This window comes from Paenibacillus silvae (assembly GCF_014639235.1).
Lineage (GTDB): Bacteria > Bacillota > Bacilli > Paenibacillales > Paenibacillaceae > Paenibacillus > Paenibacillus silvae.
In genome coordinates, this window is record NZ_BMFU01000002.1 from 576,361 (window position 1) to 596,650 (window position 20,290).

15 protein-coding genes are annotated in these 20,290 nt (G+C 49.3%); 4 read left to right on the plus strand and 11 right to left on the minus strand.

Translation table 11 applies throughout. The features are described 5' to 3' along the window. Positions 1 to 290 precede the first annotated feature (290 nt). Entirely contained in the window at positions 291 to 1,589 is a 1,299-nt protein-coding gene (locus tag IEW26_RS08585) for an NCS2 family permease (RefSeq protein ID WP_188592072.1), read from the minus strand. 441 nt (positions 1,590 to 2,030) lie between these two features. Between IEW26_RS08585 and IEW26_RS08590 the strand changes: the two genes are divergently transcribed. After that, the gene (locus IEW26_RS08590) at positions 2,031 to 3,389 is read left to right on the plus strand and encodes an alkaline phosphatase (RefSeq protein WP_188592073.1); all 1,359 of its coding nucleotides are present in this window, start codon (positions 2,031 to 2,033) and stop codon (positions 3,387 to 3,389) included. A 159-nt stretch (positions 3,390 to 3,548) separates the two neighbouring features. On the opposite strand, the gene IEW26_RS08595 is transcribed toward IEW26_RS08590, so the two are convergent. Both IEW26_RS08595 and IEW26_RS08600 read right to left on the minus strand, forming a co-directional pair. Then, on the minus strand, positions 3,549 to 4,748 hold the full coding sequence (locus tag IEW26_RS08595) for a macrolide family glycosyltransferase (protein ID WP_188592074.1): 1,200 nt from the start codon (positions 4,746 to 4,748) through the stop codon (positions 3,549 to 3,551). 63 nt (positions 4,749 to 4,811) lie between these two features. After that, on the minus strand, positions 4,812 to 6,239 hold the full coding sequence (locus IEW26_RS08600; protein WP_229729742.1) for an MFS transporter: 1,428 nt from the start codon (positions 6,237 to 6,239) through the stop codon (positions 4,812 to 4,814). Positions 6,240 to 6,425: 186 nt separating this feature from the next. Here IEW26_RS08600 and IEW26_RS08605 point away from each other — a divergent pair, with 186 nt between their 5' ends. Continuing rightward, complete coding sequence (locus IEW26_RS08605) at positions 6,426 to 7,652, plus strand: NAD(P)/FAD-dependent oxidoreductase (protein ID WP_188592075.1); 1,227 nt, start codon at positions 6,426 to 6,428, stop codon at positions 7,650 to 7,652. 158 nt (positions 7,653 to 7,810) lie between these two features. Here the strand turns inward: IEW26_RS08605 and map are convergent, their stop codons facing one another. Both map and IEW26_RS08615 read right to left on the minus strand, forming a co-directional pair. Continuing rightward, entirely contained in the window at positions 7,811 to 8,551 is a 741-nt protein-coding gene (gene map, locus IEW26_RS08610; RefSeq protein ID WP_188592076.1) for a type I methionyl aminopeptidase, read from the minus strand. 300 nt (positions 8,552 to 8,851) lie between these two features. Next, positions 8,852 to 10,855: a glycoside hydrolase family 16 protein gene (locus tag IEW26_RS08615; protein ID WP_373288457.1), complete on the minus strand. Its 2,004-nt coding sequence runs from the start codon at positions 10,853 to 10,855 to the stop codon at positions 8,852 to 8,854. Positions 10,856 to 11,410: 555 nt separating this feature from the next. Between IEW26_RS08615 and IEW26_RS08620 the strand changes: the two genes are divergently transcribed. Together IEW26_RS08620 and IEW26_RS08625 are read left to right on the plus strand one after the other, a co-directional pair. Then, the gene (locus IEW26_RS08620) at positions 11,411 to 11,878 is read left to right on the plus strand and encodes a CBO0543 family protein (RefSeq protein ID WP_188592078.1); all 468 of its coding nucleotides are present in this window, start codon (positions 11,411 to 11,413) and stop codon (positions 11,876 to 11,878) included. A gap of 112 nt (positions 11,879 to 11,990) precedes the next feature. Further along, positions 11,991 to 12,461 carry a ferritin-like domain-containing protein gene (locus IEW26_RS08625; RefSeq protein ID WP_188592079.1) on the plus strand — a complete coding sequence of 157 codons (471 nt, stop codon included), beginning with the start codon at positions 11,991 to 11,993 and terminating at the stop codon, positions 12,459 to 12,461. A gap of 320 nt (positions 12,462 to 12,781) precedes the next feature. Here IEW26_RS08625 and IEW26_RS08630 read toward each other — a convergent pair whose 3' ends face one another. The 6 genes from IEW26_RS08630 to IEW26_RS08655 form a co-directional block, all read right to left on the minus strand. Then, positions 12,782 to 14,368, minus strand: a complete 1,587-nt coding sequence (locus tag IEW26_RS08630) for an FAD-dependent oxidoreductase (RefSeq protein WP_188592080.1) — start codon at positions 14,366 to 14,368, stop codon at positions 12,782 to 12,784. Then, entirely contained in the window at positions 14,361 to 15,365 is a 1,005-nt protein-coding gene (locus tag IEW26_RS08635) for an ROK family protein (RefSeq protein WP_308423450.1), read from the minus strand. The genes IEW26_RS08630 and IEW26_RS08635 overlap by 8 nt, the downstream gene beginning before the upstream one ends. Positions 15,366 to 15,489: 124 nt before the next feature. Next, entirely contained in the window at positions 15,490 to 16,323 is an 834-nt protein-coding gene (locus tag IEW26_RS08640; RefSeq protein WP_188592082.1) for a MurR/RpiR family transcriptional regulator, read from the minus strand. Then, a complete protein-coding gene (locus tag IEW26_RS08645) occupies positions 16,310 to 17,002 on the minus strand; it encodes an N-acetylmannosamine-6-phosphate 2-epimerase (RefSeq protein WP_188592083.1) in 693 nt (230 codons plus the stop codon). Before IEW26_RS08645 ends, IEW26_RS08640 begins: the two co-directional genes overlap by 14 nt. A 43-nt stretch (positions 17,003 to 17,045) precedes the next feature. Next, the gene (locus IEW26_RS08650; protein WP_188592084.1) at positions 17,046 to 18,584 is read right to left on the minus strand and encodes a DUF4127 family protein; all 1,539 of its coding nucleotides are present in this window, start codon (positions 18,582 to 18,584) and stop codon (positions 17,046 to 17,048) included. Continuing rightward, a complete protein-coding gene (locus tag IEW26_RS08655) occupies positions 18,571 to 20,277 on the minus strand; it encodes a protein O-GlcNAcase (protein WP_188592085.1) in 1,707 nt (568 codons plus the stop codon). Before IEW26_RS08655 ends, IEW26_RS08650 begins: the two co-directional genes overlap by 14 nt. Positions 20,278 to 20,290 lie beyond the last annotated feature (13 nt).

The window sequence follows — 20,290 nt, forward strand, 5'->3', positions numbered from 1 at the left end:
GAATAGCGTCTCTGGGGATCGTTAGAATTTTCCAAAGCCCAAATATGCCGAAATAAGGCTTCTCCTGATCGTTAGCGCTCGCAGCAGAGGGTGGCAGACTTGCACTTGCCACTTGCCATGAGCGATGGACGATATTTGATTAATGTGCCTGGATTGATGAGCATATTGGAGTGGATTGCGTACATTCTTTAGTTCAACTTATATAGATACAAAAGTATATCAAAAAAAAGAGAACTGCTTTATTGGAAGCAGTTCTCTCTGTGCATTTCAGATTCATTTCAAATCGTCTCTTAATGATCAAGGAAAACAAGTTGAATAAAGAACAGTATCGCGAAAATATAGAAGATCGGATGAACTTGCTTACCTTTACCCCGAAGCAGCTTCAGCACAGGATAGAAAATAAAGCCAATACCGATGCCTGTTGCAATGCTGTGAGTCAGTGGCATCAGAATAATGATCAGGAACGCCGGGAAGGCCTCTTCGAGATCACTCCAGTCCATTTTGCTAATGACACTGATCATGAAGAACCCAACTATAATCAGGGCCGGAGATGTGATTGCCGGAATGCTGGATATAACACTCACAATCGGGCTGAAAAACAGAGTCAGTGCGAGCAGTATACTTACAGTCACCGCAGTCAGTCCTGTTCTTCCTCCAGCTGCAACCCCTGTACTGGACTCTATATAGGCCGAGGTCGGACTTGTCCCGAGCATGGCCCCCGTCGTTGTACCCACAGCATCTGCCAGCAGCGCACCGCGGGAACGCGGGAACTTTCCGTCTTTGAGCAATCCGGCTTGTTCTGCAACACCCAGCATCGTTCCGGTCGTATCAAATAAGGTGATAAGCAAAAAGGTGAAAATGATCGTATACAGCCCATTGGAGAAAACCCCTGCGAGATCCATCTGGAACGCGGTTTCCCCAAGCCCCGATGGCATGGCCACAATGGATGCCGGCATTTGAAACAGACCCATGAACCAGGCAATGATTGCCGTAACGACCATACCGATGAAAAGGTACCCTTTCACATTGTAGGCCATCAGCGTAACCGTAATGATTAATCCGATAATCGTCAGATACGTCATAGGCTGCGCCAAATTACCAAGTGTAATCAGGTTCGATTCGGAATTTGCGATAATGCCCGCATTTTGCAGCCCCACGGTTGTAATAAATAATCCAATACCTGCTGTAATGGCATGTTTGAGACTCGCCGGAATTGCATCCAACAGCATGTAACGAAATGAAGTGAGCGACAGAATGATAAATAAAATCCCCGCAATGAATACGGCACCCAGTGCTGTCTGCCAGGATACGCCATATCCCTGTACAACACTAAACGCGAAAAAGGCATTCAAACCCATGCCAGGTGCAATGACGATCGGGTAGTTGGACCATAGTCCCATAATCAAGGTTGCGATAATACTTGCCAAAATCGTAGCAATAAATACCCCGTTGAAGCTCATTCCTGTGCCGCTAAGAATTCCGGGATTAACAATTACTATGTATACCATCGTGAAAAATGTAGTAATACCCGCAATGATTTCTGTCGAAACCGTGGTGCCTCTTTCCTTCAGCTTAAACCAGTTGTTCATTGTAAAGCCAGCCTCCAACTTTCATATTGTTCGTTCTGCATGAATCCTCATTGCCAAAAACAAAAAATCCTAATTCACATAGGATTGGATTTCTTTAGCTCCTATATTCGTCATTAGGATCAAAATAGCTCCGAATGTAAATATAAGGAAATCTATTGTTTGTTATTAACCTGAAGTCCATTTCGAATTTTATTAAATATGACATGCGTTGTCAATGAAATAACGAGTTTGTTCACATTATTTACGAACTATTTTATGAAAAATATATTTTTATATTCGTTTTTAAGGGTTTCACTGCACTTGTGAGACTATTTTAATTTTACATTCATCATACAATGATGATGGTTTTTATTTACAAATGAATGATAATCTTCATAAGGATCAACAAATGAACAAGGCTTCATGCATTCATGTTAGAGATATAACGAGGAGGAATTTATAGTGAAATTGTCCAAAAAAACATTGCCCGCATTCGCATTAACCCTGGCTGTATCAGCCTCTGCCCTTTTGTCTGCCGGGCCAGCAGGAACTGTTCAGGCTGCGGGTGCAGCAAAGAAACCGATCAAAAATATTATATTCCTCATCGGAGACGGGATGGGAACCTCCTACACGTCAGCTTACCGGTATATGAAGGATAACCCTTCAACCAAAGTGATGGAAAAAACGATTTTTGACCCTTATCTCGTCGGTGCACAAATGACGTATCCGGATGATGACAAGCAAAATGTGACCGATTCTGCTTCCGCAGCAACGGCCATGTCCTCGGGTGTGAAAACATACAATGCAGCCATCGCGGTAGACACGAATAAAAAATCGGTCAAAACCGTGCTGGAGCAAGCCAAACAAATCGGTAAATCCACTGGCCTGGTAGCCACTTCGGAGATTACACATGCCACTCCTGCTGCTTTTGGCGCGCATGACATCAGCCGTAAAAACATGGACGCCATTGCCAATGATTATTTTGATGAGATGATTAATGGCAAGCATAAAGTAGACGTGCTGCTGGGCGGTGGAAAAAATAATTTTGTTCGCAAAGATCGCGATCTCACCAAAGATTTTCAAAAAGCAGGATATAGTTACGTCACCGACCGTACATCCCTGCTTGCAAACAAAAATAAACAGGTGCTGGGATTGTTTGCTGACGGCGGACTCGACAAATACATCGACCGTACAAATGCAACGCCTTCACTTGCCGAGATGACCAATTCAGCAATTGATCGCTTGAAAACAAACAAAAAAGGATTTTTCCTTATGGTCGAAGGCAGTCAAATCGACTGGGCAGGCCATGATAACGATATTGTGGGTGCAATGAGCGAAATGGACGATTTCGCCAAAGCCTTCAAAGCTGCTATTGATTTTGCCAAAAAAGACGGCCAGACACTCGTAGTGGCTACGGCTGACCACTCTACAGGCGGTCTTACACTCGGCAAAGACGGTGAATACAATTTCTTTGTTGATCCGATCAAAGCGGCAACTCGTACACCTGACTTCATGGCTGCCCAGATTGCCAAAGGGGCTTCCGTAGAAGAGACATTAAACAAATACCTCAAACTGGAGCTGACAGCAGAAGAGCTTCAATCCGTTAAGGATGCTGCCCAAAGTGCTGATGTTACCAAAATTGATGATGCCATTGAAGCCATTATCAATAACCGCTCCTTCACAGGCTGGACAACCGGTGGTCATACAGGTGAAGATGTACCGGTTTATGCATATGGTCCTGGAAGTGATCGTTTCTCCGGCCTGATTGATAACACGGACAATGCAAAAATCATTTTCGATATTTTGAAAAAGAGCAAGTAATACGAGTTCTAATTGACTTGAATTTTAGCTTGCCGTTTCAGTTTAATAAAATACGCCTTTAAATTATAAACCCTTCCTTGCTTTCAACAAAAAAGCAGAGAAGGGTTTTGAAGTTGATGTAATCACTGTTGCGATTAAGCTTAGTGGATACTACGCTGCTTATACTTTAGCAAACTGCTGCATAATGGCTGCGGCAGCATAATCGCAACCCCCTGCTTGTCTCAGCGATTCACCGATCAGATGAGCTTTGTTTTTGTAGACGGAATTGCCTAGCACCTCCATGACTGCTTCTCGCAAGTCAGATGCATGCAGGTTATTTTTATCCAATACGATTCCCGCCCCAAGTTCTTGAACTCGGTTTGCAACAAACGGTTGATCTGAAGTCATCGGAATCATCACAAGCGGTACATCAAAATATAATGCCTCGCTGACACTGTTCATGCCTGCATGAGAAACAAAAACGTTCGTATACTGCAGAAGCTCAAGCTGTGCAACGTATGGTTTTACTATGAAATTATCCGGGATTAATTCGCGAAGTGGCTCTATGTCCGTGTTCTTGCCAGAAGATAGAATAACGTTTATCGGCAGATCTTTTAATGCATCAAAGCACAATTTGTAAAACTCCAGGTTTTTATTCAGAATCGTTCCCATCGAGATATACACGTTCTCTCGCGGATGCTCGCGGAGCAAATCCAGAGGAAATGCAGGCGCATCCTGACGCGGGATGATGGATGGCCCTGAGAAACAATATCGGTCGTGCAGCTCATCTGCTCGCGGCTGGAAAAAACGGCTGGTGTACACAATGTTCAAGGCACCTTGATGTGCCATCATGTCCTCCACTGCAGGTAAACTTACTTGAAGCTCTGATGCAATTTTCTGTGCTGTATTCATGATGGCTTCATACAGCTCTTCCGTATCTATAGGTTTGTCATGCAGGCCTGAAGGCTCCACCAAAGCAAAGGAGGAGATTGTACATACAGCCGGGATGCCCAATTTCTCAGCCAGAATCTGGCCACCCCAGCCCATCAGAGAATCATAGATGAGATAGTCAAATGCCTGATTCTCTATAACTCGAAGCACTTCGGGAATCATTTTGGGAATGATACCACATGTGACCATGTGAATGAATTGATAAGGGTGGCTGTATTCCAAGGGCTGCAGAATCGGGTCATGTGAGAAAGCATCATGTAAAAAAGGATATGTGATAACCTGAGCCCCAGTCTGCTCGATCCGTGAACGATACTCCTCTACACATACATAAACCACTTCTTCTCCAAGCTTGACCAGCTCCGTAATTAATCCCAGCGATGGATTCACATGACCTTCAGCCGGGGTGATAACAACCAAAACACGCGCCATCCTGCGCACCTCCTAAATGTAATATTTTCTCCGATCCTTACGCTGTCTGACCGGTTGTGAATCTTACATCGGAAGTGTATCTGTTTTCTGCCCAGCGGGCTGATGTTTGTGCCAAGCGAGACTTGAGATTCGTAAAGAAGAAAGGAAACTGCATAAAACCAATACAAGTTGAAGCGTTAATACCATGAAAATGCCTGTCGATATTCCCCATCCCATGTTCTCTGCTAGAGCGATCAATGCCCCGCTGACACCAATACTCAACGCTACATAGAAGGAATCAACAAACTGCAGATTGGACGACATCTTCCCCTCATGTCCAGACTCGGCATACTGCAGAGCAATGACCGCTGTTGTCGGGTTAGCCAGACCCACTCCAAATCCAATAATGATCTGGGAGAGCAGAATGAGTGTGATTCCGGTATTCGATAAAAACAAAGCAAGCATTACAAGAATTACTCCGCTAATCATGATTCCGATGCCCAGCATAACTCTCTGTTTACGCCCCGCACCCTCGTCTTTTGCATCCCATCTGGCTTGCAGCCATGCTGCTCCAGACCAGCTCAAGGAGCCAGCTGCGACTAACAATCCGGCACTGTGCGCAGATAAACCTTTCATCTCCGTCAGTCCCAAAATAACAAAGCTCTCTGTTGCAAAATAACAGGCGACATACAATCCTTTGGTTACAAGTGTTGCTGGCAAACCGGATTGCACCCGAAATGTTCCCTGAGGCAGCAGCTTGTACATTAACGGTATCATGATCAGTAATCCCCCAAGGGATAGAACGGCCCCTTGCCATTGAGTTACCATTCCAAGTCCTGTGAGTAACAAGCCGGTTCCAATAGCAAGCAGAATCGCTTGACTAATCCTTGAGTCCCCTCCCTGTACGCTTTCAATGACTTCCTGACTGCGCTGTAAAGCTTGGAAGGACCGGTATGTAAGCAGCAGTGCCACAGCAATCAAAGGAATGACAATCCAGAAAACAAGCCGCCAGGAAGCAAAGGAAGCAAGCAGTCCTGCCAAATAAGGTCCAATCAACGATGGCAGCACAAAAGCCATGGAAAACGCCGCCAGAATCTGTGATCGCAGCATATCTGGATAATATAACGTAACACATGTATAAACACATGTAATTAAAGCGCCGGCACCAAAGCCTTGAAGGACTCTTCCCCCAATGAGCATATACATGTTAATGGAAGCAGCAGCAGCAACGGTTCCAAGTACAAAGACGGTAAAAGATATAAGCATGGATGTGTATACGCCTCGTTTATCCACCTGCTGTCCCATCACTAATGTGCCTACAAGCTGAGATAACAAAAATGCGCTAAAAATCCAGCCGTATAAATGAATGCCCTGCAGTTCCTGAGCGATCTTCGCGGCAACTGTTGTTATCGCCAGTCCTTCAAATGCTGAAGTCGTTAATACCAGCATAATACCAAGGGTCATGGCTCTGTATTGTTTGTTATAAATACCAACGTTTTTATGTTCTTTCATTCACACCTCCCATAAAAAATTGAAATAATAGTAAAATACACCTGCAGATGTATCTTTAATATAGAGTAACCAGCATACTTTGTAAACTAAAATGTTTAAAAAGTAACAATAACCCAGGGAACCTCTGCATCGACTTCCAAAAAAGTGCTCATACTACGTACCGAATATATTTAAGGAGAGATCGACATGGATCTGCAGAGCGGCAAACTATATTGGCCAACTACGGTAACCAATCCACCTTCCTACCCCCGGCTTGATAAGGATGTTACCTGTGATGTTCTCATTATCGGTGCGGGCAGTTCAGGCGCGCAGTGTGCTCATTTTTTATGCAATCAGGGATTATCCGTCGTTGTGGTGGACAAGCGCAAGGTAGGCGAAGGCAGTACAAGCACCAATACTGCATTGATTCAATATGCCGGGGAGAAAAGCTTTGTTTCATTAAGCCACACCTTTGGTGAAGCCTCTGCCGCACGTCATCTGAAATTATGTGAGCAATCGATCCGCCATATTGAGCAGATCAGCGGTGAGCTGCCTATTGATCCCGATTTTATTCGGCGTGACAGTTTGTACTATGCGAGTTACCAGGAAGACATTCCCTCGTTGCAGGAGGAGTATGCTCTTCTTCGTAAACATGGTTTCAATGTGGAGATGTGGGATGAACAGCGTATAGGAAGTGTGTATCCCTTCCGTAAATCCTCTGCCTTGTATTACTACAATGACGCGGAGATGAATCCGTTAAAGTTTGTATATGGACTTTTGGAGAAGGCGAGGTTGGAAGGTGTTCAAATCTACGAGGAAACCGAAATTGCGGGTAAACGTTTTGAACAGGATGCCGCTGTTTTCTTCACCAAGGAGCGCCGCGAAATTCGTGCCAAACATGTGATTATCGCTGCCGGGTATGAGGATAAAGATTTCAAAGTAGAGAAAAATGCCACACTCTCCAGCTCGTATGCGGTGATTACCAAGCCGGTAGAACAATTGGAAAACTGGTACAAACGAACGCTAATCTGGGAAACGGCACGTCCATATGTATATATGCGCACGACCCCGGATAACCGAATAATTATCGGTGGTATGGATAAAGATACGGCATACGCCGACACAAGGGACTCCAAAATCCTGGCAAGCAAAGATAAACTGATCAGCGAGTTCACAAAGCTTTTCCCGAACATCCCGGTGGAAGCGGATTATTATTTAGGAGCTTTTTACGGAGGAACCCATGATGGCCTGCCTGTGATTGGTCAGTACGAAACATATCCGCATTGTTATGTCATCATGGCATACGGAGACAATGGAACGGTATATAACGGAGTCCTGGCAAAGATCGTTACAGATCAGATTTTGCATGGCTCCAGCCCGGATATGGAACTTTATTTGCAGAACAGACCCCTTCTTGAAAATGTGAAGGTTTAGCTCGGTTCGTTTAGGATTAGAAGATCCCGTTCTTTAGTATCTACTTGCACACAGGCACAAAAAAACCGACTCCTTAGGTGGAATCGGTTTTTGCTGTGTTTGCATAACATAGCTAAGTTTTATAAGGACAGTATTAGTCTTAAAGGAAAGAATCGCCCTTACAGTGTGATGATGATCGGGCCTTTTTTAGAGAGAATAATGGTATGTTCAATCTGTGCCACATAGCTATTTTTCGTAGCAAAAGTCCATCCATCGCCTTTTTGATATACCTCTTCTTCGGACGTCGAGATGAAGGGTTCAAAGGCAATAACCATACCTTCCTTCAACAGCTCATCATCTGAAGTGTCATTATAATTATAGATATGGTCTGGTGCTTCGTGAATTGCGCGTCCAACCCCATGTCCAGTCAGATTGCGAATAACGGTTAAGCCATGCTGACGTGCAGTCAGGAAAACAGCTTTGCCAATACCGCTTTTTTTGGAGCCAGGGTTTGCTTTTTTCAGACCTGCTTCAAACGCTAGTTTGACTACCTCACATATTTTCGTTAATATTTCTTCTCCCTGACCTACAACAAAAGAAATGCCCGTATCCGCGAAATACTCGTTTTTGGAGCCGGAAACATCAATATTGACGATATCGCCTTCCTGAATGACCCGATTGCCCGGAATTCCGTGAGCGACTTCTTCATTCACACTAATGCATGTATAACCAGGAAAGTCATATTCACTTTTGGGAGCAGAGATGGCTCCTTCTTTCTTGAACATCTCCCCGGCCAAATCATCCAGTTCCTTTGTCGTTATACCCGGAACCGTGCGCTCCACCAACGTATCTCGAATGGAAGCAACGATTCTGCCAATTTCCTTCAAACCATTAAAATCTTCTTCTGTTTTTGCAATCATATGTGCTGTCCTCACGATCCTTTTTCATTCTAAAACGTTCTTCTCATTCCAACATAAAATACAGCAATTTGCAACATTTTTAGGATTCGAAGTACTGGCGTAAAGGTCAAACTCAACTATTCAATATCTCAAACGAGTTGAAAAACGTTACCAGTACTTCTTTATAATACAGCAGCTGACCTTGGAGCGTGCAGAAAAAGAGGTGAACCGACGTTCACCCCTGGTAAATAAAGTTAATGATCATGCTGCATGATGGATTTCGTTCTCGCCAAATTAACTCAAGTGAACCACATTAAACCATTATTGCTGTTTATATACCCGAACATAATCCACCTGCATGGTTGCAGGAATATCCGAAGCATCCGGAATGCGACCACCATCGAAATTACCGCCGATCGCCAAGTTCATGATTAAATAGAACGGTTCATCAAATGGAGCATTCGGGTTGTTCGGTGCAGCTGCAGACGACCACTGCTGATTGGTAACTTTATAGAAGAATTTGCCGTCCACGTACCATTTGATGTTGTCCGGTTCCCAAACTACAGAATATACATGATAATCGTTAGCAATCGTTTGTCCTGCGGGGAAGTGATACTCTCCCCCTGCATACTGATTGGCAGGCCATTGTCCGCCAAAGTGAATCGTTCCGCTGGTTGTTCCAGGCAGACGACCTCTTGCCTCCATCACGTCAATTTCACCTGATGCAGCCCATGTGCCATATACCGAATCTTGCGGCAGCATCCAGAGTGCAGGCCAGACGCCATCCCCTGTAGGCAGCTTGGCACGGAAATCGACACGCCCGTACTTCAAGGATAACTTGTCTTTGGTATTCACCTTACCAGAGGCATATTTCGCAAAACGATTCGGGTCTTGAGGGAATGATTGGTTACTATGTGTTGCACGAATATTTAATTTTCCATCCTGAACAAAAATATTTTGCGGACTGGTAGTGTAGTGCTGCATCTCCGCGTTGCCCCAACCCCAGGTTCCCGGATCATCATTGAGATAATACCCTGTTTCTATATTCCATTTGCTTGTATCCAGCGCAGAACCACTGAACTCATCCTGCCAAATCAGATTCATGCCTTCAATCGCCGGATTGTTCGGTGTACCGATGGAGATGTCTTCCTGGTCCGAACCATCGGGACGCGGGGCATCCGGGTTGCCAATGAGTGTATAGTTCACATAGTTGCTGCCCACGTTTCCACCGGGCTGTCCGTTAAGCGGATAGCCGATTCGAATTTGCATATTTTCCTGAATAGGTCGGAACCATAGACCATAGATATGATCGGCCCAGTATCCCCACTGATTGGCATCGGAAATCGGATTGTAGCCATTGCCGGAATACGTAAATTTACTTTGACCACTATTACTTAAGTCTACCCATTGACCATTGATATTGATTTGGTATACAAAATGTTGTAATTCCTTCGCAATAGGTGCGCTCCCGTCAATCTTGGGCAATGGGATACCTGTGGAACCGCTTTCATCTGCTGTGAAAGTTGTCCCTTCATAGGCAGTAACTACGAATGAATTACGCACAGGTTCATTGAATGTAATGGTGTAAATAATATTCGCGGCCGATGTTTTGGACTGCAGCTTGACGTGAATAGATTCGGTTACGTTAAACCAATATCCTCCTCCACCCTCAGTGAATTGGCCGAAATTCTGATCGTAAATCCAGCCGCTGGCTGCGTTATTGTCAATATCAATCCACGTGTTGCTCTGCACAGGTTTCACATACACCTTGAGATCCTGAGCGACGGCTTCATAGGTGACTGATGGATTATTGTTAAAGGTGGGATACGTGAAGCCGGCGCCTCCGGTGCTGCTGGCAATGATGTCAGGCCCCTGTGTAGGGCTCATTGCTGTGATTGTTGTTTCGTTAATGTTTTGAAAAACCAGTCGATAATCAAGCTTTATTCCGTTCGCTTTGGAATACAATTGAACATCGGTTGTTGTGGAGAGAGTGAACCAATATCCATGAAATCCGGCGTCAGTCCAGTGCCCCCAGTTTTGGTTGTACGTAAATCCTTCCGCCTGATCAATATCCACCCATTGGCTTCCTACCTTCACATTAACACCTAAATCCCCGCTCACTTCGCTCCATGAAGCAGAACCCCCGTTAAACTTAGGCATCACGAACCCGAAACTGGCCTTGCCAACCCCGGATTTGGATATGACAGGTCCGTCAGCAGACGAAAAGTACTCCATGGACGTAATCGTCTTCCCGGCAGCCCGAGCCGTTGAGCCGGGCCCAAGTAAAACACTCGCCAGCATGATGAATACGAGCATCACACCCATCCTTCTGTATACCAATTGCCTCTCCCTGCAAGCAGCCGATTTCATACATTCTCCTCCTTCGAATCATTTTTCCAATCCATTATCAATAAGGAAAAAGATTACAGATTGGATATCTCTATTCTACCGAAAAGAAGAATGCGCTGAAAGTTATATTTAAAATTTGTTTTAGCCTGCCAACTCATTCTATGAATAAAAAGAGATGATTCCTTTACAACCTTCACCCTTGCATTATCTAACCGCCGGATGGGCATCTTAACCGGATGATACATGTACGCGAAGGAGTGGTATACCATACAGCACATTAATGATTGGTTAAAACACATTGCGCATGACTACATTTTAATTATTATCGCTGCTTTGCTTTTTTTGCAGTCAAAGCAGTAATTGGCTGGTTTACGTACAAGCATTATGATCAAAAATTAGATGCGTTAGCCAACAAAATAGACCGTTTGCTTGAACAACATAAAACAGATTAACCGTCGGATTTTAATAATCGATGTGAAGGACACTGCAGCTCGGATTCGTTGGCTCGTTTAACGTTTGGAGGAAAATACAATGATCGGTAACATCATTATAGGCTTGCTACTCCCCCTCTTGTTAGGTGTATGGATTTTACGGCGACATTACAGTTTTCTCGTACTTTATTATCCGCTAGGGGTAGCAGTATCTGCCTGTATTAACAATATCGGATTTAATTTTTTCTGGAATATCCTGCCGAATACACGTAATCAGTCTTTTGCAGCCCTTCCAATGGATCTCGGCATATACCCGATTACAGGCTGCATTATGATATATATGATTCAGGTCAGACGGAAAAGGCCATGGCCCGCCATATTCGTTTCATCCCTCTTGTTAACGTTGATCGAATGGACGGCCAAGATGATGGGACATGTCATTTATTTTAATGGGTGGAATATCTTCTGGACCTTCTGGTCTTACTTCCTTCCCTTTGTGCTCGCTTACGGATACAGTAAACTATTAAAGTTTACCTTTCCAGAGCGTTCAGAAGAGGGCTCCATCTAAAGAATGAAGTACGCATAAAATTTAAACTGTCTTCAGCAAAATATGCCAAATCGGATTAACGCTTCTAGGCATATGTGCATATCCTAATCCACAATGGTTATGGAGGGATAGTATGTACACAGCGTATCATTACTTTTACAGAAACACATTTACACCCGTATGGGCAACTTCGACAGCAGAAGCACTGGGGTTAATTCAATCGGCTGTTCAGGGAGAACGAAACGATGAGATGTTCTATGACGCTCTCATTCGGATGGCCCCTGACTCTCACCAAGTGGCTATCATTACAAGCATTCGCGATGATGAGCGCGGACATAACATGATGTTCAGACAAATGTATAAGGACCTCACAGGTCAGGAGATCACAGGGGTCAGCAGTGAAGCCCCGGAAACGGTCTCATCCTATCTTGGCGGATTGCAGAAGGCATTCCAGGGCGAGCTTGCTGCGGTCGAGAAGTACAGAAAAATATGGTTTGGTCTGCCCTATGGCATTTACAAGGACACCGTATGGGGCATTATTCTCGATGAACAGAAACATGCAGACAAGTACAATAATCTCATTATTTACAATATGCCTAAATAATTTCGCAGCTCGGGACTCGTCATCAAAAAGGGGCTTTCTCAAAAGATCTCAAAAACACACATTGGTGAAGAGAACTAACACCAATACATCCAAACGGGACAAAGCAGAGGTTTATCTTGCTTTGTCCCGTTTGCGTTTTTCCACCATTAGAAATGCTTGCTCGACACTTCCATTTTACCAAGGAAATGCTTTTTTTGTAGTGCAATTTTGGAGAACCGGGTTGGTCCTAGCCACTTTATGACTTTATGGGACAGCCCCTTACCTTGAATAACTATTTAAAGTCGACTGAGCTGGCTGGATTTATCGGAGAAGGAGTGCACTTAGGCCTGCAGTTCATCCTTGGTCCAGTGCAGTTGGACGCCGAGGGCAATCAGCTGCTGCTGATAGGCCTCAAGATGCGTTGCTAACTCCCTGACCTTAGCTGGCTCTACCTGCTGCTTGATGGAATAGGCCGCGAGCGTTCCCGCCGCTTCGCCTATATTCCATTCGGTTGGATGAAGGCGGTAGCAGCCGTTCGCGATCTGGGTCATGGATATGTTCTTGCAGGCTGGAAGCAGGTTCTTGACCCGCACCGGAATCAAAGCGCCCAGTGGAATCTCGTAAGGATGGTTCGGAATATAGAAAGTCCGCTTGCTTACCGTGGTAGGATGAAGATCTAGATGATAGCTGCCTACGCCCACGCTGTCCTCATAACGCTTCGGTCCCTCTAGCCCGCGCAGCTCCTTGCTCACATCCTGCTCGGCTATAGTGTACAGGCCGCAGATGCGCCGGGATTCCCGGATGTAAGGTGCCTTGGCCAATCCATCCTCTGTGCCAAGCACATCCCCGCGCAGCCGCACGCCTGGATAGCCCTTTCCGCCGTCCAGACGGGGCGCTTCGGTCTGAAGCCAGTACACGAGTGAGAGGGTGAGCTGCCGCGCTCCCTCCAGATGTAGTTCTCGTTCCTCCGACGATACGCCGATAATGGGTCCGGCATAATAATCGTTCAGCGCCCAGTTCAGTAGCGTGACTTCGCCGTCATTCAGCGGCTCGGTCCAGATAGCCGGGTCCACGATCCGCCGGTAATCCCACAACGAGACAATTCCCTGATCATTCGGGAACATCGTGAACTGCTTTAGCTTGCTCGTATCATCAGCATCCGAAGCGAACCAGCTCAAGATCGGATGCTGCGAGAAAGATGGGACATATTCGCGCCAGTAATCATAATCTCTTGGGCGCGGAATCGTGTAGTCCCCGCCCTCAACATAGTCCACGGCCGCAACATGAGTGATGGACTGCATATCGAGCGGGTCCGCTTCCTCCAATGCATGAGGTTCCCCTGTCTCGCTGCGGGCTTCTGCGCCGCTGACATGCTCTACTCCAGCAAGCGGCAGCAGATCGCCGCATTCTGTGGCATCCAGATAGTAGTCCCCGCGCAGCCGGATCAGGTTACCGCCCTGCCCCTGCCGGACAGTGACTCCAGTAACATGATCCCCTTCAGTATCAGCCGCCACTGGCACCGTATGATAGAACACCTCGATCCGCCCGGTGTTCACGTATGGAGCCAGCATCTCTTGGAGAACAGCCAGCGCCACCTTCGGCTCATGCGCCAGCCGGCTGACCCAACCGTTCCCTGGATTCAGCACGGGATTACTTCGGGCTTCATTCGTAAGGGGATAATTTCGTCTGTAATAGTTCCTGACCCTGCTGCGAAACTCCTGGTATGAGGCCGTGCTGCCCGATTGCTCAATCCAGCGGTGCTCATCGGGCGGTACAGCCTGCGATGTTAATTGCCCGCCTAGCCAGTCTGTCGCCTCCGTAACAATCACGCGCAGCCCAGCCTTGGCAGCTGCAAGCGCAGCCGCGGTTCCGCCGAGACCTCCGCCGATAATTACAACATCCGCACGCTTCTCCTCTCCACTAGCCATGCTCCCTCTCCTCCTTGTCCCGGCAGGTATCCCCGCCTCTGCCTATCTCAACTCGGTGCAGCTTCTCCAGTGCCAACCGGGCCGCACCAAAGCAGCCGGCACGGTTGCCCAGCTTGGCAGGCACGATCCGGCCAGCCAGTTTTTCGCCTGCCTTAGCGACCAGCAGCGGCCACCAGACGGCGCGGCTCTGGATAACGCCTCCCCCAATAATAATCAACTCGGGGTCTACCGCTGCCCCAATATCAGCTGTCACATGTGCCAGATACGCAGTATAGCGCTCCAACACCGCCCACGCAGCCGTGTCGCCCTGCTCAGCCGCTTCCATAACCTCACGGCCGTGCGTATATTCCCGGCCAGTCTCCTCCCTTGCCAGCTGCAGCAGCGCGCGGCCAGACACATATTGCTCCACGCAGCCCCGCTTACCGCAATTGCAGGGGCGACCATCTGGCACCAGCAGGCTGTGGCCCCAGTCGCCTCGGTTCAAAGAGTCCCAGCGCAGCAGCAGCCCGTCCGCCATATTAGCCCCACCGACCCCGGTGCCTAGGGTCAGCATGAACAGGTTCGTCCGGCCGCGCCCGGCGCCCAGCCAGGCCTCGCCCAGCAGCGCGGCGTTGGCATCATTATCGGCCGCCGCAGGACGGCCAAAGGCATCCTCCACCCACTGAGTAAGTTGCACTCCTTGCCAGCCGGGCAGATTATCGGTGGCGTAGACCACCTCGCCGGAGTCTGCGTTGATCAGGCCCGCCGAGGCAATCCCGACTGCCTTCACCGCGGGATGCCCAAGGAGCAGTTCCTCAACGAGGCTGTGAAGCTGGTTGAGGATCGAATCCCGGCCCAGCCGGGCCTCCGTATCGCGCACGGCTTCCGCTAGAACGGCCCCCTCTTCATCGGTAACAAGCCCCTTAATGCCTGTCCCCCCGATATCTACACCTATGACTTGCCACATTCGCACCGCCTCCACTACTACGTCTGTATCAAGCGGAAACGGCTTTGCCATCCTTTTGGGAAGGCACCGTTTCAGTTCTTAAGTGTCACCTCATATTTCTCATTTGCCTGCTTTCTGGCGGCATACAGCCGGTATATTGGTGCATCATTTATTATCGTTTCATTTCTCCCACAATTTAATATATCCGGTCAATAACTGCCCGGGCAGTCAGCTCCTTCATCCGCTTGGTCTCTTCTCCATGCAGGCGCTCCAGTCCCTGGCACAGCAGGTCAATAATGAACAGCTGTGAGATCTTAGCCCCGACAGAGCCGCCCTCCAGCGGCGACTCCTTCCCGGCGGTAAGCAGTACAATGTCGGCAATGGAAGCAATCGGGGACTTCGCATAATTGGTCATGGCAATGATCTTGGCCCCGTTCTGTTTCGCCTTCATCAGCATGTCATTCGTATCCAGCGTGCTGCCGGAGACACTGATCCCCACAGCAACGTCCCCCTCCCCCATCGTGACCGCCATCATCGACTGGATGTGGCTGTCAGAATTTGCTTCAACCCGCCGCCCGATACGCAGAAAGCGGTTCTTGGCTTCCAGTGCTGTGATTCCTGACGAACCTACGCCGAAGAACTGGACAAACCGAGCCTGGTCCAGATCATCTACGGCCTGCTGCAGCTGCTCCCGGTCAAGCATCCCCAGGCTGGATTGCAGCACACCAACCATCGAGGCATACAGATGGTCGGCATAGTCACCTTCGCCTGTCCCCTGCTCTCCATGATGCTGGGCTTGACGCTTCGGCAATCCCTGGGCAAGCATCAGCTTGAAATCCTGATATCCCTTGAAGCCGATCTTGCGGCAGAAGCGCATCACCGTAGTCTCGCCCGTTCCTGCGAAGTCAGCCAATTCGGTGACTGACAGATAGATCAGATTGTCCGGGTGCTCCAGTACACAACGGGCAACCTTCTGTTCTGATTTGGTCATTGAAGGATAATACGTATTAATCCGGTCATTCATTTCCATTGCGGTTCATCCTCACTTTTCTCGCCGCTGCTGCGAACGGCTGGGTAATCAGTTGCGGCCGGGTAATGGCCGAGCCTACCACGACCGCGTAGGCTCCCAGGTCCAGCGCCGCTTCCACCTGAGCGGGCTGCGTGATCCGGCCTTCGGCAATGACCGGAATCTTCAATCGCCGGGCAGCTTGTTCCAGCAGCTCTAGATTCGGTTCCTGCTGCTGCCGCGAATAGGGCGTATACCCCGACAAGGTGGTCGAGACACAGCTTACCCCCAGCAATTCGGCATAGACCGCTTCCTCCAGCGTAGAGATATCCGCCATTGAAGCGGCCGGGCTTGTGCTCAGCAGGTCTATGATCTGTTCCAATGTACACCCCCCAGGACGCCTCTGCAAGGTTCCGTCAAAAGCAATAATATCGGCTCTGGCTTCCAGCAACTCTTCTATCTCCCGCAGTGTAGGCGTAATGTAGACGGAGGAACCAGGGTAATCGCGCTTCACGATGCCGATCACCGGCAGCGAAACCGCCTGCTTGATCGCCCTTACATCTGCTGCCCCGTTCGCCCGGATGGCAATAGCTCCTCCCTCCGCAGCCGCTACGGCCATCCGGGCCATGATCTCCGACCCGTGCAGCGGCTCATCCGGCAACGCCTGGCAAGAGACAACTAATCCGAGGTGTAGGCTTTCCATTATACTTTTACTCAGGGTCCCCACCTTCTCTCTTATATTATAATCAGCCTGCCTCAACCGGCACATACTGCACAGACAAGCCCACCTCAAACATCCGGTTCCAGGGCATATAGCAGTCGGTAATCTTCACGCTTCCCTCCGGACTGTCGATCCGTACCACCAGTTCCTCGCTCAGCCGTTCCTGTACACGGGCAGCCACAATGCCGCGCGGCCCGTCAAGCTCATATTTGCCGTAACCCATCTCCTGCACGGGGCCGTCACTAAGTTCTCCCCGCACAACCGAGCAATAGCAGACATCCTCCGCGTAGCGGAGCGCCAGAAAATCCAGATGCACCTGTGTCCGCCCGCAGTGCAGATAGATCGTCGCCTGGGAGATGACGGTTCCGAGCGAGTTCGAGCTCGTGTTCCAGCCAGCGTAACCGGCCAGGTCGAACAGCATGTTCTTCTGACGCAGCATTTTGACCAGCTTTTGGTCGCCTCCATTGGCATAACCGACATCGGCTACAGCTACCGGAATCTTCTTGTGCCGCAGCAAATACGACCCATATTCTACCAGATCCATCAGGTTCCGATGTATATCATAGCTGAAATAAGCATGATGCTGCGATACCGCCTCCGCCATCGTCTCGCCCGGTGTGCTGACCAGCAGGACCAGATCCGCCTCTGCAGCGCTGGACGCGATTAGCCCGCCTGCGGCCAGAATCTGATACTTCAGCGTCTCATAAAAGAAGCGGTCCTCGAACAACGGCGTCACGAACGCCCCCTGTACAGCGGATAAACGCGGGTAGATCAGCGGCCTCCGCCCTTCGGCCATGTTCAACGTCCGGGCAAGCAGCGTACAACCCACCTCATCTGCTCCCGGATACATATAGACCTTAAGCTCCAGATCAAGCGCCATGATCCGCGCCCTTACCTTCTCCTGATCCTTGGCGGTATGCCCGTACGGGGCCGAGTCATCTTGCGGCACAATCATGAAGTCAATCACTCCGTCCCGGACCAGTTCCAGCGCCTGCTTGTTGGCTTCAATATTAACGGCTCTGCGGCCGAGATAATCCTGCAGCACGGCGGCAGGGAGCCGCAGATCAATATCGGCCAACTCACGGATCTCCTCGTCGGTGGCAATACCCAACTCCAGCCGGTGGCCAATAAAGCCTTTGCGGAAGATCTCCCGGCCCCAGTCGGCATAATAATCCGGTTCCTCGTCTGATAGAGAATACTGCGGACAGCGCATAATCAGTTGGAACGCATACAGCTTAAGCTGCGGATAGCACCGCTTGATCTCCCGCAGCTGCTCCAGACGGGCGTGCAGTTCATCGGGCTTCAGTCCGTGCAGCCTTGACGGAATGATCCCACCGTAGAGCAGCGCATCCAGCGCGATTACTGCGCTGTCCGCTCCTTCGCAGGCAGCCTCGAACCAGGACCACAACTGTTCTACATCACCCGGTCGCTTCTTCAGCCCCATGATGTCGGTAGGAGGGCGCTCCACAACATAATCTGTTCCCTGGGCCAGAAGATAAGGGAATTCATAATTACAGGGCCGCTCATCCAGCGGGACCAAAATCAACTTCCTAGGCTTCGTCATGTCCGTTCTCCTCCTTAGTCTCCTCCGGCAGTTCGATGCCCAGCGCCTTAGCCGCACGGACGGCCGGATCACTGCCGAGCCGTACACCATAGCTGCGGCAGGTCTCCATGTATTCATGGACTTCTGCTGCAGCCTGCGGCTCCAGCGGGTCCTCCAACTGCCTGCGCACCGCCCTCCAGAGCGCTGAATCTGCGATAGCCCGGCGCAGCCACGGCCCTGCTTCTTCGCTGAACTTGGTATTGTCTAATCCGCCCAGCCGCACGGCCGTCTGCTCCAGCCGGCTGAAATAAGCATCCAGCCGGTCCAGATCGCGCTCCGCCAGCGCATCGTCCAGCTCCGGGTAGCCACCGGAGTACAGGCGGCTGTTCAGATTCTGGCGGCAGAAGAACATCATTTCATCCGCCAGTTCCCCGGAGAATTCACGCACGGACAGCTCCCAGGACAGCTCCGGCATGTAGCGCTCGCTGTTCCACATATAGTGGGACATGGTGGTGAGCGTAATTTTAGAGCATTCCCACTGGTTCATGGGGTTGGCCACAACGGCGGTATGCCCGAGTTGGCCGAGACGTGAGCTGCGCCCGCGCACCGGGTCAAGGAACAGCCGGTCCTTGTCGCAGTCATTCACCGGAATATTGTCCCACAGCCACAGCTCATGCCCGTAATAATTGAAGTTATTCTCCGCATGCTTGCGGCCGATCTCCGGGGCGAAAACGAAGTAGCCGGTCCAAAAGACTTTGACAGCGGGATGAAGCTGCTCCCGGATATCCTTCTTGTACTCCGTATTCCAATACGACCAGTACTCTGAAGGACACATCACCAGGGAGAAGTGCGGCAGACAAACGGCCAGATAATCGTAGACCCGGTTCGTCACGTAAGCATGGGCGTTCCCGGAGCGCTCCAGGAACTGCTTGTTGTCACCTTTTAACACATAATCAATGTCATCCATCAGCAGCGCGAAATGCCGCACCCCAATCGCGATCATCGCAGCAAGTTTCTCCTCCAGCTTCGCGAAGTCCTCCCGGCTGCGGAATTCCAGATCATTGCCCGGGCTGATACAATAGTAGAAATCTACCAGATGTTTGTCGCATTCCTGCTTCAGGTCATGAATCTTGGCAAACATATCGTCCGGGTACGGCTCACGCCACAACTTCCGGTGATAGAGATCATCCTTCGGCGCGTACATGAAGGCGTTCATCCGGTGTTCACTCATGTATCTGACCGAATCCATGCGGTCTGCGAAGCTCCATGGTACACCATAGAACCCTTCAATAATGCCCCGCACCGCAAAAGAAGGCTCATCCTCCACTGTAACCACCGGCAGGCGGCAACGGTCCTCCTCCACCGTAAGCAGCCGCTTCAGCGCATCCAGACCATATTTTAGTCCCCGCTGGCCTGACGCAGTAATGACCAGCTTTGCATCCTCTCCAATCACAAGGCGGTATCCGTCTGCAGCAAGCCCGCAGTCATACTCCAGCATCAGCTGTGCATTCCCCTTGTCGGCGGTAGCTACACCCGGACCGGCAGGCTCCAGAATCACGATGCCGCCTTCCTCCAGCAGTCCGTGGACATCCTGATTCATCGCATACCGGGAAGCCAGCTCGCAGCACAGCTGCGGACCCTCCACAATCAGCTCTTTGCCTTGCGTATAATAGTCGCGGAACAGATACTGGCATTCCCGTAACGAAATTCCCATTGAGTTGTGCCTC

Excerpts from the sequence above, each read along its gene's own strand:
- IEW26_RS08585 (WP_188592072.1), bottom strand. The coding sequence starts at position 1,589 with ATGAACAACTGGTTTAAGCTGAAGGAAAGAGGCACCACGGTTTCGACA.
- IEW26_RS08595 (WP_188592074.1), bottom strand. The coding sequence starts at position 4,748 with ATGGCGCGTGTTTTGGTTGTTATCACCCCGGCTGAAGGTCATGTGAAT.
- IEW26_RS08600 (WP_229729742.1), bottom strand. The coding sequence starts at position 6,239 with ATGAAAGAACATAAAAACGTTGGTATTTATAACAAACAATACAGAGCC.
- IEW26_RS08605 (WP_188592075.1), top strand. The coding sequence starts at position 6,426 with ATGGATCTGCAGAGCGGCAAACTATATTGGCCAACTACGGTAACCAAT.
- map (WP_188592076.1), bottom strand. The coding sequence starts at position 8,551 with ATGATTGCAAAAACAGAAGAAGATTTTAATGGTTTGAAGGAAATTGGC.
- IEW26_RS08615 (WP_373288457.1), bottom strand. The coding sequence starts at position 10,855 with ATGGGTGTGATGCTCGTATTCATCATGCTGGCGAGTGTTTTACTTGGG.
- IEW26_RS08620 (WP_188592078.1), top strand. The coding sequence starts at position 11,411 with ATGATCGGTAACATCATTATAGGCTTGCTACTCCCCCTCTTGTTAGGT.
- IEW26_RS08625 (WP_188592079.1), top strand. The coding sequence starts at position 11,991 with ATGTACACAGCGTATCATTACTTTTACAGAAACACATTTACACCCGTA.
- IEW26_RS08630 (WP_188592080.1), bottom strand. The coding sequence starts at position 14,368 with ATGGCTAGTGGAGAGGAGAAGCGTGCGGATGTTGTAATTATCGGCGGA.
- IEW26_RS08635 (WP_308423450.1), bottom strand. The coding sequence starts at position 15,365 with ATGGCAAAGCCGTTTCCGCTTGATACAGACGTAGTAGTGGAGGCGGTG.
- IEW26_RS08640 (WP_188592082.1), bottom strand. The coding sequence starts at position 16,323 with ATGGAAATGAATGACCGGATTAATACGTATTATCCTTCAATGACCAAA.
- IEW26_RS08645 (WP_188592083.1), bottom strand. The coding sequence starts at position 17,002 with ATGGAAAGCCTACACCTCGGATTAGTTGTCTCTTGCCAGGCGTTGCCG.
- IEW26_RS08650 (WP_188592084.1), bottom strand. The coding sequence starts at position 18,584 with ATGACGAAGCCTAGGAAGTTGATTTTGGTCCCGCTGGATGAGCGGCCC.
- IEW26_RS08655 (WP_188592085.1), bottom strand. The coding sequence starts at position 20,277 with ATGGGAATTTCGTTACGGGAATGCCAGTATCTGTTCCGCGACTATTAT.